A 14,552-nucleotide genomic window follows, 5' to 3' on the forward strand; every position below is an offset into this window, starting at 1 on the left:
GACGAAGAAAAGGACGCCCCGGATTCTCGGTGCTGCGTCGCCGCCAAGCGCGGCGCCATCAAGAAGCTGGACGACAGCCCGATGAAAATGCTGCTGCTGGGCATCGAGAAGGCCAAGGCCAGCATCCGTGCCAAGGTCGAGCATCCGTTTCATGTCATTAAGAACCTCTTCAGCTACCGGAAGGTGCGCTACAAGGGGCTGGCCAAGAACCAGGCGCAACTCTTCAGCCTGTTCGGGCTGGCCAACCTGGTGCTGGCGACACGATGCGAGGGCCAAGTTGATGGGGCCAGTGTGCCTTGAGTCTGGTCTGGCAGCCGGAAAGCCCGGCTGCCAGGGAAAACAGGCCACCTGAAGTGATCAGACAATGACCGCTGAGGCGGTAAGAGGGCCAACTTGGCGCTTGCATCGCGCAGGATCGAATTGTTCAGCGTTTCCCTAACTGGTCAGAGTAAAACTGCTCTAAAATGCCCGGGCTGGCGTGGCGCAGCTGACCAGGCGGCAGGCGGTGTCGCCGGGATTGCGAAAGCGGTGGGGAATATTGGTTTCGAAGTAGTAGGCCTCGCCGGGGCCCAGTACTCGCATGCCGGTACCGATGGTAATCTCGATCCTGCCCTCCAGCACCACGCCGGCTTCCTCGCCCTGGTGGGTGATCATCTCGCGACCCGTGTCGGCGCCGGCAGGGTAGGTCTCGATCATGAACGACAGCGCGCGGTCACGACGGTCTGCACCGACCAGCTTGTAGATGACATCGCCGCTGCCCACGTCGGCCAGCTCCTCGGCGCTGTAGAACACTTGCCGGCCGCTTTCCAGGTCCATGGTGAAGAAGTCGCCGACACTCATGGGGATGGCATCCAGGATCTTTTTCAACGAGCTGACCGAGGGGCTGACCTTGCCCTGCTCGATCAGCGAGAGGCTGGAATGCGTCACCCCGCATCGCTTGGCGAGCTCACGCTGTGAAATGCCGCGCAGGGTCCGTAGCGCGCGCAGGCGGGGGCCGACCTCATCCGACATCCTGATCTCCTCGGCAACGGTTTTTGTGGTTATCCGCCAGCAGCCGTCAATGGGTCGGGCGGGGCCTTACTGGATCATGCCATGAGCCCCGCGTCCGACCCGAGCCGTCGAGCGCCTCAGCAGAGGGCGTCGAGCTTGTCTTTCAGCACCTTGTTGACCTGCTGGGGGTTGGCGGTACCGCGCGAGGCCTTCATCACCTGGCCGACGAAATAGCCGATCATCTTGCCGCGCTTGTCGGGTTCGGCGTCGCGATACTGGGCCACCTGGGCGGGACTGTCGGCAATGACCTGATCGATCATCGCCTCGATGGCGCCGGTGTCGGTGACCTGCTTGAGCCCCTTGGCTTCGATCACCGCGTCGGCACTCTCGCCCTCACCGTTCCACAGCGCCTGGAAGACCTGCTTGGCCGCCTTGCCGTTGATGGTGTCGTCCATGACCCGGCGGATGAGCTCGCCAAGCGTTTCGGCAGCCACGGGGCTGTCCTGGATTCGCCGGCCTTCGCGGTTGAGTGCGCCGGAGAGCTCGCCCTGCACCCAGTTGGCGGCCTGCTTGGCATCGCCACAGGCGTTCTTGACGCGCTCGAAATACTCGGCCATCTCACGGCTCGCCGAGAGCACGCCGGCATCGTAGGCGGAAAGCCCAAAGTCAGCCTCGAAGCGGGCCCGCTTGTCGGCGGGCAGCTCCGGCAGGTTGTCGCGAAGGTGATCGACGTAGGCTTGGTCCAGTACCACGGGCAGCAGATCGGGACAGGGGAAGTAGCGATAGTCGTTGGCTTCTTCCTTGGTGCGCATGCTGCGGGTCTCGTCGCGTTCCGGGTCGAAGAGGCGCGTTTCCTGCACTACCTTGCCGCCGTCCTCGAGGAGCTCGATCTGGCGCTCAACCTCGAAGGCGATGGCGCGCTCCACGAAGCGGAAGGAGTTGACGTTCTTGATCTCGGCGCGGGTGCCGTAGGTTTCCTGGCCGACGGGGCGCACCGAGACGTTGACGTCGCAGCGCATCGACCCCTCGGCCATGTTGCCGTCGCTGATGCCCAGGTAGGTGACGATCGAGTGGATCGCCTTGAGGTAGGCGGCGGCCTCCTTGGCCGAACGCATGTCGGGCTCGGAGACGATCTCCAGCAACGGGGTGCCGGCGCGGTTGAGGTCGACGCCGGTCATGCCGTGAAAATCTTCGTGCAATGACTTGCCGGCATCCTCTTCCAGATGGGCATGATGCACGCGGATGCGCTTGATGGTGCCATCCTCCAGGGTGATCTCCACCTCGCCGGGACCGACGATGGGGTGATACATCTGGCTGGTCTGGTAGCCCTTGGGCAGGTCCGGGTAAAAGTAATTCTTGCGGTCGAACACCGAGACCTCGGGAATCTCGGCGTGGATGCCCAGGCCGAACTGCACGGCCATGGCCACGGCCGTCTCGTTGAGGACTGGCAACACCCCGGGCATTCCCAGGTCCACGGCGCAGGCCTGCGAATTGGGCGCAGCGCCGAAGGCGGTGGAGGCGCCGGAAAATATCTTGGAGCGGGTCGCCAGCTGGACGTGCACTTCCAGCCCGATCACGGTTTCCCATTGCATCAGCGGGCCTCCTCGGCGATGGCGGGGCGGCGGCGATGCCAGTCGGTAGCCTGCTGGAACTGGTGGGCGACATTGAGCAGGCGCGACTCGGCGAAGTGCGTGCCGAGTATCTGTAAGCCTATGGGGCGGCCCTCCGCGGGGCGCTTGCCCACGAAGCCCGCCGGCACGCTGATACCCGGGATACCGGCGAGGTTGACGGCGATGGTGTAGATATCCTGCAGATACATCGAGACCGGATCCTTGTTGGCGCCGAGGTCGAAGGCCGGTGTCGGCGAGGTCGGCCCCATCAATACGTCGACCTCCTCGAAGGCATCGAGGAAATCCTGGCGAATCAACCGGCGAACCTGCTGGGCCTTCTTGTAGTAGGCGTCAAAGAAGCCTTCCGACAGCGTATGAGTGCCGATCAGGATGCGTCGCTTGACTTCCTCACCGAAGCCTTCGGCGCGCGAGCGCTTGTAGAGGTCGATGAGGTCGGCGGGGTTGTCGCAGCGATGACCGAATCGCACGCCATCGTAGCGCGAGAGATTGGACGACGCCTCGGCCGGGGCGATGACGTAATAAGCCGGTATCGCATAATGAGTGTGCGGCAGGCTGACCTCGCGGACCGTGGCGCCCAGCGACTCATAAACCTTCACTGCCTCACGCACCGCGCTCTCGACCTCGGGGTCCAGGCCGTCACCGAAGTACTCCTTCGGCAGGCCGATCTTGAGCCCGGTCAGCGGCGCGCCGAGCTCCGCGGTATAGTCGGGCACGCCACGCGCCACGCTGGTGGAGTCGCGCAGGTCGTGGCCGGCGATGGCGCCAAGCAGGTGCGCGCAGTCCTCGGCGGTACGGGCCATGGGGCCGGCCTGGTCGAGGCTCGAGGCGTAGGCGATGATCCCGTAACGCGAGACGCGCCCGTAGGTGGGCTTGAGCCCGGTGATGCCGCAGAAGGCGGCCGGCTGGCGGATCGAGCCGCCGGTGTCGGTGCCCATGGCGGCCGGCACCAGGCCCGCGGCCACCGCGGCGGCGCTGCCGCCGGAGCTGCCGCCCGGTACGGCGCCGGTGTCCCAGGGGTTCTTCACGGGGCCGTAGAAGCTGTTCTCGTTGGAGGAGCCCATGGCGAACTCGTCCAGATTGGTCTTGCCCAGGCTCACGGTACCGGCGGCCTTGAGCTTCTCGACCACGGTGGCATCAAAGGGCGCGATGAAGTTGTCGAGCATCCTTGAGCCGGCACTGGTCTTGACGCCCTCGGTACAGAAGAGGTCCTTGATGGCCAGCGGCAGGCCGTTGAGCCGGGCGGCGTCGCCCCTGGCGCGGGCCGCGTCGGCATTGTCGGCGGACTCGAGCGCTTGCTCGGGGGTAACGGTGATCAGGCTGTTGAGCTCACCGTCCAGGCGCTTGATACGTGCGAGCAGGGCCTGGGTCAGCTCGCGACTGGAAAACTCACCAGCCTGGAGGCCGGCGGCGAGTTCCGTCAGGGTCTTGTCATGCATGGGCCTTGGGCTCCGTTGAGGCTTGCCGGTAACACGGGGGGAGACAGGTCACTCGACCACCCGGGGCACCAGATAGAGGCCTTCTTCCACCGCCGGTGCACAGCGCTGGAACTGCTCGCGTCGGTCGGGTTCGGTCACTTCGTCGGCGCGCAGACGCTGGGTGGCGTCGAGGGGGTGAGCCAGCGGGGCGACCCCGTGGGTATCCAGGCCCTGGAGCTGGTCGACCATTGCCAGGATGCGACCCAGATCGTCCTGATAATGGCTGGCTTCTTCGTCGCTCAGGCCGAGCCGGGCCAGATGGGCGGCCCTGAGAACGTCGGTTTTGTCGATCGCCATGATCGGTTGTCCTCGAAGGGTTAGTGATTGCAAGCGGGTTCACGAAAATAAACGCAGAAGGTACCACATCCGACGTTCTGCTGGCAGGGCCGCAAGTCACCGCCGTGGAGAGGCTTTCGCTTGCTGCAGGGGGGGCGCGGTGATACCGTTTGCCTCCGCACAGGGTTTCCGGACTGCACTAGGTAACGACTTCCATGTTCAAACGTTTGAGGGGGCTGTTCTCCAGCGATCTGTCGATCGACCTGGGTACGGCCAATACACTGATTTATGTGCGCGGTCGCGGCATCGTGCTTGATGAGCCATCCGTGGTGGCGATTCGCCAGTCCGGCAACATGCGCAGCGTGGCAGCGGTCGGCTCTGACGCCAAGCGGATGCTCGGTCGCACGCCCGGGAACATCACGGCCATTCGGCCGATGAAGGATGGCGTGATCGCCGACTTCACCGTCACCGAGCAGATGCTCCAGCATTTCATCCGCAAGGTGCACCAGAGCACCTTCCTGACGCCGAGCCCACGGGTGCTGGTCTGCGTGCCTTGCATGTCAACCCAGGTCGAGCGGCGCGCCATCAAGGAATCCGCCGAAGGCGCCGGGGCCCGTGAAGTCTTCCTGATGGAAGAACCCATGGCCGCTGCCATCGGTGCCGGTCTGCCGGTGGACGACGCCCAGGGATCGATGGTGGTGGATATTGGTGGCGGGACCACCGAGATCGCCATCATCTCGCTCAACGGCGTGGTCTACTCCGAGTCGATTCGTGTCGGTGGTGACCGCTTCGACGAGGCGATCATCGCCTATGTTCGCCGCCATTATGGCAGCCTGATCGGTGAGGCGACCGCTGAGCGCATCAAGGAAGAAATTGCCTGTGCCTATCCGGGCGGTGAGCTGCGCGAGATCGACGTTCGTGGCCGCAATCTGGCGGAGGGCATACCACGCAGTTTCACGCTGAATTCCCATGAGATTCTCGATGCGCTCCAGGAATCGCTGAGCTCCATCGTCTCGGCCGTGAAAAGTGCGCTCGAGCAGTCGCCACCTGAACTTGCCTCGGATATCGCCGAGCGTGGCCTGGTGTTGACCGGGGGGGGTGCGCTGCTGCGCGACCTGGATACGCTGATTGCCGAGGAGACCGGGCTGCCGGTCATCGTTGCCGAGGATCCGCTGACTTGTGTGGCCCGGGGTGGCGGCAAGGCCCTGGAGATGATCGACAAGCACACCTTCGAATTGCTCTCCAGCGACTGATATCGAAATATCGCGGGGGAATCTCTATCAAACCGCTGTTCTCGCATGGGCCGCTGCCCGGCTACCGACTGATATTGTGTGTGGCGGCGGCGGCGGCGTTGATGTTCGCCGATACGCGTTTTACCCGAATGGAAGACGTGCGAGCCCAGCTTTCCACCCTGGTAGCACCCGTTCAATGGGGGGTCAGCCTGCCCAGTGATGTTCTCAACTGGGGGGCGCTGGCGCTTTCGGATCAGCGCGCACTGGTGGAGGAAAATCGCCGCCTGCGCGAGCAGATCCTGACGTTGTCGCATCGTGTCCAGCGCATGGCCAGTCTCACCGCAGAGAATGTTCGCCTGCGCGAGCTGCTGTCGGCGGCCCAGCAGGACGAGGTTCCTTTCATTACGGCCGAGCTGCTCTCGCTCGACCCCGACCCCTTTACCCACCAGATGGTCCTCGATCGCGGGCGACGTGATGGTGTCTATGTCGGCCAGCCGGTCATGGATGCCTCCGGACTGGTTGGCCAGATCACTGCCGTGTCGGCCTATTCCAGCCGCGTGCTGTTGCTGGCCGACGCCAGCCATGCGCTGCCGGTGCAGGTCAACCGCAACGGCCTGCGCTTCATCGCCCAGGGGGCGGGGGATTACGAGGCGCTCACGGTCCGCCATGTCCCCGATACCGCTGACATCCGCGAAAACGACTTGCTGACGACCTCCGGGCTGGCCGGGCGTTTCCCGGCTGGCTACCCGGTGGCGCGTGTCATCCGTGTTGAGCACGATCCCGGAGAGCCCTTTGCCCGGGTCACGGCCGCCCCGGTAGCGAGGCTGCAACGCTCGCGCCACTTCCTGTTGCTGTTTCCACCCCCGGCGCCTTCGGTGCCGGGCGAGGGCGAGTGGGATCGCGAGCTTTCCGAGTCGGCCATCGAGGCGGCGCGAATGCTGATCGGTTTGCCGCCGCAGGGCGGATTATTGCAAGAGCAAGCATTGCAAGACCGGGCCCTGCAAGAAGAGGAGCGTTGATGATGCCATCGTCGCCCACCGGCATGCTGTGGATATGGTTTACCCTGCTGATGGCGCTGTGTCTGCAAGTCATGCCAATGGCCGATGGCTGGCAGATCTGGCGCCCCGACTGGCTCGGGCTGATGCTGATTTACTGGTGCATGAAGGCGCCGTACCGAGTCGGTGTGCTGCACGGTTTCGTGCTGGGCATTCTGCTCGATCTGCTCGAGGGAGCGCCGCTTGGGCAGAACGCGCTTACCCTGTCACTGCTGGCCTTTCTGTGCGCGCTGGTCTACCCCCGTTTCCGGGCCTATTCATTGGTTCAGCAGGCGGTGTTGATCTTCGTGCTGCTGGGGATCGTCCAGCTCATCGAGCAGTGGTTACGCACTCTGTTCGGACCGTTTTCCATTCATCTGTCGTTTCTGCTGCCTTCGTTGATCGGGGCGCTGCTCTGGCCATGGCTGACCACCCTGTTCGAGGCGTTGGGGCGCCGTCTGGCCCGCGATTGATCTTTCCGCCACTTGCCCTGGAGCTGCCATGACCCTCGATCCCGTGCTGTGTCTGGCATCGGCCTCGCCACGCCGACGCGACCTGTTGGCCTCGATCGGGGTGGCGGTCGATGTTCGGTCGGTCGAGATTGACGAGACGCCGCAGAGGGACGAGGCGCCTGCTACTTACGTCGTTCGACTTGCTCGTGAGAAGGCCCGGGCCGGCGCCGGGATTTCCAGCCTGCCGGTGCTCGGCGCCGATACCGCCGTGGTCCACGACGGCGTGGTTCTCGGCAAGCCGGGAAGTCGCGAGCACGCAGCGGCAATGCTGCGCTCGCTATCCGGTCGTGATCACGAGGTGCTGACCGCGGTGGCGGTGAGCGGGCCGGCCGGCTTGCTCGAGGCCTGCGTGGCGACACGGGTGGTGATGCGCGAGATAGGCAATAACGAGATCGCCGCCTACTGGTCCACCGGCGAGCCGGTCGACAAGGCCGGCGGCTACGCCATCCAGGGGCTGGCCGCGGTATTCGTGAAACGCATCGAGGGCAGTCATTCAGCGGTGGTGGGCCTGCCGCTCTTCGAGACCGCGGCGCTGCTGGCACGCCAGGGCGTGCCGGTGTGGAACCACGCTATGGCATAATACCCAGAGAATTGACTGGACAAGGATTTCTGCATGAGCGGTGAAGTACTCATCAATCTGACGCCGATGGAAACCCGCGTTGCCGTAGTGGAGAACGGTGTCCTGCAGGAGGCCTTCATCGAACGGTCGCGCCGCCGTGGCATCGTCGGCAACATCTATAAAGGCCGCGTGGTGCGGGTGTTGCCCGGCATGCAGGCGGCTTTCGTGGATATCGGCCTCGACCGCGCCGCTTTCATCCATGCCCAGGAGGTCATGCCGCCGGGCTCCCCTGCTGAAGACCAGATCGCCATCGGCCAACTGCTTCACGAGGGCCAGGCCCTGGTAGTTCAGGTGACCAAGGACCCCATCGGGTCCAAGGGGGCGCGTCTGACGACCCATCTATCGGTGCCGTCGCGCTACCTGGTATACATGCCCGATTCGCCGCACCACGGCGTCTCCCAGCGCATCGAGGATGACCGCGAGCGCGAGCGCCTGCGGGCGCTGCTGGAAACCAGCCAGGCCGAGCAGAGCCTGGAGGTGACCGGCGGTTTCATCGTGCGCACCGCCGCCGAGGGTGCACTGGGCGAAGAGATCGCCAGCGATATGTACTTCCTGCTGCGCCTGTGGCGCAAGGTCAGTGAGCGCAAGGTGACCGCACCGGCGCCCAGCGTGATCTACGATGATCTACCGCTATTCATGCGCACCCTGCGCGATGTGATGCGCGATGACATCGAGAAGGTTCGCATCGATTCGCGCGAAAACTATGTCAAGCTCATCGAGTTTGCCCAGGAGTTCATGCCTCACGCCGTCGAGCGGATCGAGCACTACGCCGGCGAACGACCGGTCTTTGATCTCTACAGCGTCGAGGACGAGATCCAGAAGGCGCTGGGTCGCCGGGTACAGCTGAAGTCAGGTGGGTATCTGGTGATCGACCCGACCGAGGCGATGACCACCATTGACGTCAATACCGGCGGCTACGTGGGGCATCGCAATCTCGAGGAAACGATCTTCAAGACCAACCTCGAGGCGGCCAATGCCATTGCCCGCCAGCTTCGGCTGCGCAATCTGGGTGGCATCATCATCATCGATTTCATCGACATGGAGGATACCGAGCATCAGCGCCAGGTGCTGCGCATGCTCGAGAAGTCGCTCGAGCGCGACCATGCCAAGACCAAGTGTACGGGCGTCACCGAGCTCGGCCTGGTGCAGCTGACGCGCAAACGCACGCGCGAGAGTCTCGAACAGACGCTCTGCGAGGCCTGCCCGACCTGCGAGGGGCGAGGCACCCTGAAGACCCCTGAGTCCGTGTGTTACGAGATCTTTCGCGAGATCCTGCGCGAGGACCGGGCCTACAGCGCCGAGACCTACACCGTCCTGGCCTCCCAGGCAGTCGTCGATCGGTTGCTCGATGAGGAATCGGCGGCGGTGGCGGATCTCGAGTCCTTCATCGGCAAGACCATCCGCTTCCAGGTCGAGATCCATTACTCCCAGGAGCAGTACGACATCGTGCTGATGTGAGCCCATGTCCGTGACCCGCTCACTGACGCGATGGCTATTGACGCTGGCAGCGCTGCTGCTGGCATTGATGGCGTTGGTGCTGCTGTCGCTACGCCTGGGTCTTGGCCTGGCCGATCTGGCCAAGCCGCGCATCGAGGCCCTGTTATCGGCACGCTTCGAAGCCGTGGTGGAAATCCGTGAACTGGACGGTGGTCTGTCGCGCCTGGACCCGCACCTTAGCCTTGCGGGCCTGTCGGTTCGCTCGCGAACCGGTCTGGGGTCCATTCCTCTCATTGAGGTCGAGCAGGGCCATCTGCGCCTGAATACCCTGGCCAGTCTGCGCGATGGCTTGCCGGTAGTGGAAGACGCCCGCCTGCGGGGCATCACCGTCCACGTCTATCAGGATGCTGAAGGCCTCTGGCACTGGCCGGATCCGGCCGAGCTTCCCGGTGACCTGTTTCCCGATACCGCCTTCAACCTGGACCGCCTGGATTTCTGGATTGGTGCACTGCTGCGCCAACGTGCCTGGGTCGAAGACGTGCAGCTGATATTGCATGGCCAGGAGCAGCGCGCGGTCTTGAAGGCGCCGCAGCTATTGATGACGGGCGATGCCCGACGCACCCATCTGGAAGGGATCGTCTATCTGAACGGCGAGCGCGATGCCGCCATACAAGCCGTACTGGAAATACAGCCCGGCCAGGCGGGGTTGCGTGATTTCAATGCTGCCCTGCAGGCCGATATGCGGCTAGGCAGCCTGATGGGCCTGGCCGAGCTAGTGGGACGCGGAGCCCCCTTGCGCCTTGAAACCGCCAGTGGCGACGCCCAACTCTGGGGACGCTGGCAAAGCGGTGAACTGGCAGATGTGCGCCTGGACGTGAAGGTGCCCTTGTTGGCGATGAGTCATGACGCACGCAGTGGCGAACTACGTACTATCGTGCTCGAGACGCTGGCCGCCCGGGGCCAGTGGCTGAGACGCGAAGACGGTTGGGAGGCCTGGCTGGAAGGCGAGGCGGGCAGTGCTGACTGGGATGCTCCCGAGGCGCTTTTCGATGCCAGCGGTCCGGCGCTGCCGACCCATTGGCACATCAGGCGTCGAGGCGATGACTGGTGGCTCAATACCAGTGAGTTTGCCCTCGATGCCATGGCGGCCTGGCGCGACCGCCTGCCGCTACCCGGTGCGCTGGACAGGGCAATCGCCACCCTCAATCCGCGGGGCAGGGTGGCGGGTCTGAGGGTCGGGCGTGAGGACGACCAGTGGCTGGCCCGCGCTGCGCTGCATGATGTCGAGGTATCTCCCTGGCAACGGGCACCCGGTGGAGGGCCCCTGGACATGTGGGTCGAGGCGCGCGACCTGAATGGAAAGGTGCGCTTCGTCGGTGATACCGACAGCCGGCTTGTCTTCCCCGATATCTATGCTGATCCCATTGCCCTCGACCATGCCCGCGGCGAAGTCGTCTGGTCCTACGATGGGCCCCGAAGTGTCGTCAGTGGCCGCAACCTGGCCGTCGGGTGGCAGGGGAGCGAAGTGACCGGTGGCTTCGGGCTGTCGGCAGGCAAGGGACAGCGCGGCGGCCTGGGGTTGACGCTCGATTTTCGCGACATCGATGCCATCGACACGCCGCTGTTGCAATGGCTACCGGTCGGCATTCTGAGCGACAACCTGCTCGACTGGCTGGGCAATGGTGTTTCTGGTCGTGTTCCGGAAGGCTCGCTGCGCTTGCATGTGCCGATGGCTGGCGGCGGCGAGCGTGTCGATCCCACCTTCGGCCTGTCATTGGCGGTCGAGGAGGGCCGACTGCCCATCGCCCAAGGCTGGCCGTTTCTGGAAGGCGTCGAGGGTCAGCTTCGGTTGCAGGACAAGACGCTGGAGGCCACCGTCGAGCGTGCCCAGAGTCTCGGCGTCGAGGCGCGGGAAGGGCGGGTCGTGCTGGACGATGGACGACTCGAGATCGACGGAGCCCTCAATGCCTCGGCCGAGGCGCTACGACGTTTCCTGCTGAGCATGCCGGTCGAAGGCATCGAGGCCGTGGAAAGCTGGCGGGGGGAAGGGCAGGCTAGCGGTGAGCTTGCCTTGTCGTTGCCGCTGGAGGAACCCGAGGCCCTGGCGCTGGAGATCGCCACGAGGGTCGACTTTCCTTGGCTCGAATATCGCCCGCTGGGCCTGTTGTTTCGTGACCTCGAAGGTCCACTGACCTGGCGACAGCGCGATGAAGAAGGCGGCCTGGTGGGGCGTGTCGCGGGTCGCCTGCTGGGTGGGCCGGTGAGCGCCGATATCGATACGCCGGCCGGCGGGCTCGACCTGTCCGGTAGCGCCGAGGGAGCGGCCCTGGGCGACATGCTTGGCAGTGGAGCCCTTGGTGAACGTGTCGACGGCAGGTTCGACTGGCAGGGTCGGCTGTCGCTCGCGGATGGCGCGAATGCGCTGCGACTCGACAGCAATCTTCAAGGGCTCGAGATTGTGCTGCCGGCGCCGCTTGGCAAATCCCGTGCCGAGCCCAAGCAGCTGCGCGTCGATGTCGGCCTTGACGAAGGCCGCATCGAGGGCCGTTTTGGTGAGCAGCTGCAATTACGGTGGCGTGAGCTTACTGGTGCGCCGGTCGGCCAGGGCCAGGTATGGCTGGGCAGGACACCGACTGCTGGATGGCCGCGTGAGCCTGGCTGGTGGGTCGAGGCGTACCAGCCGCGGATTGAACTCGACGCCTGGGGAGATGTGCTTGCTTCCCTGCAAGGAGGGGGAGGCGCTGCCGAGGGCGCCGACTTGTCCCGGATATTGCAAACCGTACAGCTGGAAACCGATTGCCTGGCGATCAACGAGCGCTGCCTGGGCTGGCTGGACGCCACTGCCAGCCCCCGGGGCGGCGGTGGCTGGGGCATGTCGCTGGATGGCAGCCTTGGTGAGGGCCGGCTCGACTATCGCCCCGGAGCCGCCGAACCCCTGGACATCGCGCTGGAGCGGTTGAGCCTGGACCGCCTGATTCCTGCCGGCACGAGCAGTGGCAATCTGTTCGACGAGATCGCCACGCCACCGGCGCCCGAGCCCTTTCCGGCGTGGATCGCCGAGTTGCCCAATGGACGCCTGCGCATCGCCGACATTGAGCGCCAGGGCAGGCGTTTCGGGCCGTTTACGGCGCGCTGGCAGGCCAGTGGAGATCGGCTCACGATCGCGCCCCTAGGGTTGTCTCTGGGTGAGATAGCGGCACGTGGCGAGCTGGTATGGGAAGCTGCCGGGCCCGCCGACAGCCTGAGTCGCGCACGACTCGACCTCGATGGCCGAGATCTGGGCACAGCCATGGAGCGGCTCGGTCAGCCAGCATCGATACGCAGCGCCGAGACCCACGTCGAGAGCCAGCTGGCCTGGCCAGGCGCACCCTGGCAGTTTGCCCTGGAGCGCTCGCGGGGCAGCATCGAGGCGAGCCTGCGCGATGGGCGTTTCGTGAACCTCGAATCGCCCTCGGCGCGGCTGGTGGGCCTGCTTAACGTCGACAACCTGCTGCGTCGCCTGCGGCTGGATTTTTCGGACGTCACCGGACAGGGCACCTCCTTCGATCGTGTCACCGGGGCGGCGACCCTGTATGGTGGAATCCTGGAAACCCGCGGCCCGGTGGAAGTCGAGGGGCCCGCCACGCGTTTTACACTCGAAGGGCAGGTAGACCTGCAGCGGCGGGAACTCGACCAGCGCCTGGGCGTCACAGTCCCGGTGAGTCGCAATCTGCCGCTGGCGGCGGTGATCGCTGGTGCGCCGGTCATCGGTGGCGCCCTGTTTATTGCCGACAAGCTCTTCGGTGACGCCATCGACCGCGTGACCCGAATTCATTATCGCGTGCGGGGTCCCTGGACCTCGCCTCAGATCTCCGTGGAAAATGCCGAATGACATCACGCCAACACCTCTTGCTCGACGACGCTACCGACATCCTGCTCGCTCCTGGCGGGCTCGGTCTCGACGACCTGGACGCCGGCCTGGACCATGCCATGGGCGCCGGCATCGATTATGCCGACCTGTATTTTCAGCGCAGCTGGCACGAGGGCTGGGTGCTGGAGGATGGCGAGGTCAAGGAGGCCAGCTACAACATCGACGGCGGCGTAGGGGTGCGTGCGATGGCCGGCGAAAAGACCGGCTTCGCCTATTCCAACCAGATCAGCGGCGAGGCGTTGGCCGAAACCGGCCGTACGGCCTCCGGTATCGTGCGCAGCGGCAAACGGCTCGCCTCGGCGCCGCGCATCCTGGTCGGCGGTGAGGCGCGCTATGCCGGCGTGGACCCGCTCACCGGTCTGTCCGCCGAGGACAAGATCGCCATGCTCAAGGAGGCCGACCGTATCGCGCGGGCGGCAGATCCTCTCGTGTCGCAGGTCAGTGCCTCGTTGACCGGCGTTCATGAAGTGGTACTGGTGCGGGCCAGCGATGGCACCCTGGCAGCGGATATTCGTCCGCTGGTGCGTTTCAACGTCAGCGTGATCGTGGTGAAGAACGGCCGCCGCGAGCGTGGCAGCGCTGGGGGTGGCGGCCGCTACCCCATGTCGCGACTGCGCGACGAGAATGTCGCCGAGCGCTATGCCAAGGAGGCCGTGCGCCAGGCGCTGGTCAATCTGGACGCGGTCGAGGCGCCGGCGGGGCAGATGCCGGTGGTGCTGGGGCCGGGCTGGCCGGGCATCCTGCTCCACGAGGCGGTGGGTCACGGCCTGGAGGGGGACTTCAATCGCAAGGGCAGTTCGGCGTTCGCCGGGCGCATCGGTCAGCAGGTCGCCTCGCGAGGCGTCACGGTGGTCGATGACGCTACCCTGGCCGATCGTCGCGGTTCGATGAGCGTGGATGACGAGGGCACGCCGGGGCAATGCAACACCCTGATCGAAGACGGAGTGCTGACCGGCTACATGCAGGACAAGTTGAATGCCAGGCTGATGGGAATGGCGCCGACCGGCAACGCGCGTCGCGAGTCATTCGCGCATCTGCCGATGCCGCGCATGACCAATACCTACATGCGTGCAGGGCAGGACGAGCCCGCTGACATCCTGCGCAGCGTGAAACGTGGCATCTATGCGGTGAGTTTCGGTGGCGGCCAGGTCGACATCACGTCCGGTAAATTCGTCTTTTCGGCAAGCGAAGCCTATCTGATCGAGGACGGGTGCATCACCGTGCCGGTCAAGGGCGCGACCCTGATCGGCAATGGCCCGGAGGCGATGGGGCGCGTGTCGATGATCGGCCACGACCTCGAGCTGGATACCGGCATCGGGGTCTGTGGCAAGGAGGGACAGGGCGTGCCGGTAGGTGTCGGCCAGCCGACGCTGAAACTCGATGAGCTGACGGTGGGCGGAACGCAGTCCTGATAAGCAAGTTGCCGCCTGGTTAAA

General features: G+C 64.9%; 12 protein-coding genes. 8 read left to right on the forward strand and 4 right to left on the reverse strand.

What is annotated here, in order from left to right; all coding sequences use genetic code 11:
• On the forward strand, positions 1-300 hold a 300-nt coding region (locus BM341_RS15460), incomplete at its 5' end, for a transposase (protein ID WP_175507888.1).
• Positions 301-459: 159 nt separating this feature from the next.
• On the opposite strand, the gene BM341_RS15465 is transcribed toward BM341_RS15460, so the two are convergent.
• The 4 genes from BM341_RS15465 to gatC form a co-directional block, all read right to left on the reverse strand.
• Positions 460-1,011, reverse strand: a complete 552-nt coding sequence (locus BM341_RS15465) for a cupin domain-containing protein (protein WP_089796967.1) — start codon at positions 1,009-1,011, stop codon at positions 460-462.
• A 116-nt stretch (positions 1,012-1,127) separates the two neighbouring features.
• Positions 1,128-2,582 carry an Asp-tRNA(Asn)/Glu-tRNA(Gln) amidotransferase subunit GatB gene (gene gatB, locus BM341_RS15470; protein WP_089796968.1) on the reverse strand — a complete coding sequence of 485 codons (1,455 nt, stop codon included), beginning with the start codon at positions 2,580-2,582 and terminating at the stop codon, positions 1,128-1,130.
• Positions 2,582-4,057, reverse strand: a complete 1,476-nt coding sequence (gene gatA / locus BM341_RS15475; protein WP_089796969.1) for an Asp-tRNA(Asn)/Glu-tRNA(Gln) amidotransferase subunit GatA — start codon at positions 4,055-4,057, stop codon at positions 2,582-2,584. The genes gatB and gatA overlap by 1 nt, the downstream gene beginning before the upstream one ends.
• A 48-nt stretch (positions 4,058-4,105) precedes the next feature.
• A complete protein-coding gene (gene gatC, locus BM341_RS15480; RefSeq protein WP_089796970.1) occupies positions 4,106-4,393 on the reverse strand; it encodes an Asp-tRNA(Asn)/Glu-tRNA(Gln) amidotransferase subunit GatC in 288 nt (95 codons plus the stop codon).
• A 194-nt stretch (positions 4,394-4,587) separates the two neighbouring features.
• On the opposite strand from gatC, the gene BM341_RS15485 reads away from it, so the two are divergent.
• Genes BM341_RS15485 through tldD form a run of 7 tightly spaced genes read left to right on the forward strand, consistent with a single transcriptional unit; the run spans position 4,588 to position 14,528 of the window.
• Positions 4,588-5,625, forward strand: coding sequence for a rod shape-determining protein (locus BM341_RS15485; protein WP_089796971.1), 1,038 nt, complete (start codon positions 4,588-4,590; stop codon positions 5,623-5,625).
• A 20-nt stretch (positions 5,626-5,645) separates the two neighbouring features.
• Positions 5,646-6,623, forward strand: a complete 978-nt coding sequence (mreC, locus tag BM341_RS15490; RefSeq protein WP_089797067.1) for a rod shape-determining protein MreC — start codon at positions 5,646-5,648, stop codon at positions 6,621-6,623.
• Positions 6,623-7,111 carry a rod shape-determining protein MreD gene (gene mreD / locus BM341_RS15495; protein ID WP_089796972.1) on the forward strand — a complete coding sequence of 163 codons (489 nt, stop codon included), beginning with the start codon at positions 6,623-6,625 and terminating at the stop codon, positions 7,109-7,111. Before mreC ends, mreD begins: the two co-directional genes overlap by 1 nt.
• Before the next feature lie 28 nt (positions 7,112-7,139).
• Positions 7,140-7,730: a Maf family protein gene (locus BM341_RS15500; protein ID WP_089796973.1), complete on the forward strand. Its 591-nt coding sequence runs from the start codon at positions 7,140-7,142 to the stop codon at positions 7,728-7,730.
• A 33-nt stretch (positions 7,731-7,763) separates the two neighbouring features.
• A complete protein-coding gene (rng, locus tag BM341_RS15505; protein WP_089796974.1) occupies positions 7,764-9,227 on the forward strand; it encodes a ribonuclease G in 1,464 nt (487 codons plus the stop codon).
• A 4-nt stretch (positions 9,228-9,231) separates the two neighbouring features.
• A complete protein-coding gene (locus BM341_RS15510) occupies positions 9,232-13,077 on the forward strand; it encodes a YhdP family phospholipid transporter (RefSeq protein WP_089796975.1) in 3,846 nt (1,281 codons plus the stop codon).
• Positions 13,074-14,528: a metalloprotease TldD gene (gene tldD / locus BM341_RS15515; protein WP_089796976.1), complete on the forward strand. Its 1,455-nt coding sequence runs from the start codon at positions 13,074-13,076 to the stop codon at positions 14,526-14,528. The genes BM341_RS15510 and tldD overlap by 4 nt, the downstream gene beginning before the upstream one ends.
• The last annotated feature ends 24 nt before the right edge of the window (positions 14,529-14,552 follow it).

Origin of the sequence: Halomonas korlensis, assembly GCF_900116705.1 — a bacterium.
Lineage (GTDB): Bacteria > Pseudomonadota > Gammaproteobacteria > Pseudomonadales > Halomonadaceae > Halomonas > Halomonas korlensis.

Excerpts from the sequence above, each read along its gene's own strand:
- BM341_RS15510 (WP_089796975.1), top strand. The coding sequence starts at position 9,232 with ATGTCCGTGACCCGCTCACTGACGCGATGGCTATTGACGCTGGCAGCG.
- gatB (WP_089796968.1), bottom strand. The coding sequence starts at position 2,582 with ATGCAATGGGAAACCGTGATCGGGCTGGAAGTGCACGTCCAGCTGGCG.
- BM341_RS15500 (WP_089796973.1), top strand. The coding sequence starts at position 7,140 with ATGACCCTCGATCCCGTGCTGTGTCTGGCATCGGCCTCGCCACGCCGA.
- tldD (WP_089796976.1), top strand. The coding sequence starts at position 13,074 with ATGACATCACGCCAACACCTCTTGCTCGACGACGCTACCGACATCCTG.
- mreD (WP_089796972.1), top strand. The coding sequence starts at position 6,623 with ATGATGCCATCGTCGCCCACCGGCATGCTGTGGATATGGTTTACCCTG.
- gatC (WP_089796970.1), bottom strand. The coding sequence starts at position 4,393 with ATGGCGATCGACAAAACCGACGTTCTCAGGGCCGCCCATCTGGCCCGG.
- gatA (WP_089796969.1), bottom strand. The coding sequence starts at position 4,057 with ATGCATGACAAGACCCTGACGGAACTCGCCGCCGGCCTCCAGGCTGGT.
- BM341_RS15465 (WP_089796967.1), bottom strand. The coding sequence starts at position 1,011 with ATGTCGGATGAGGTCGGCCCCCGCCTGCGCGCGCTACGGACCCTGCGC.
- BM341_RS15485 (WP_089796971.1), top strand. The coding sequence starts at position 4,588 with ATGTTCAAACGTTTGAGGGGGCTGTTCTCCAGCGATCTGTCGATCGAC.
- rng (WP_089796974.1), top strand. The coding sequence starts at position 7,764 with ATGAGCGGTGAAGTACTCATCAATCTGACGCCGATGGAAACCCGCGTT.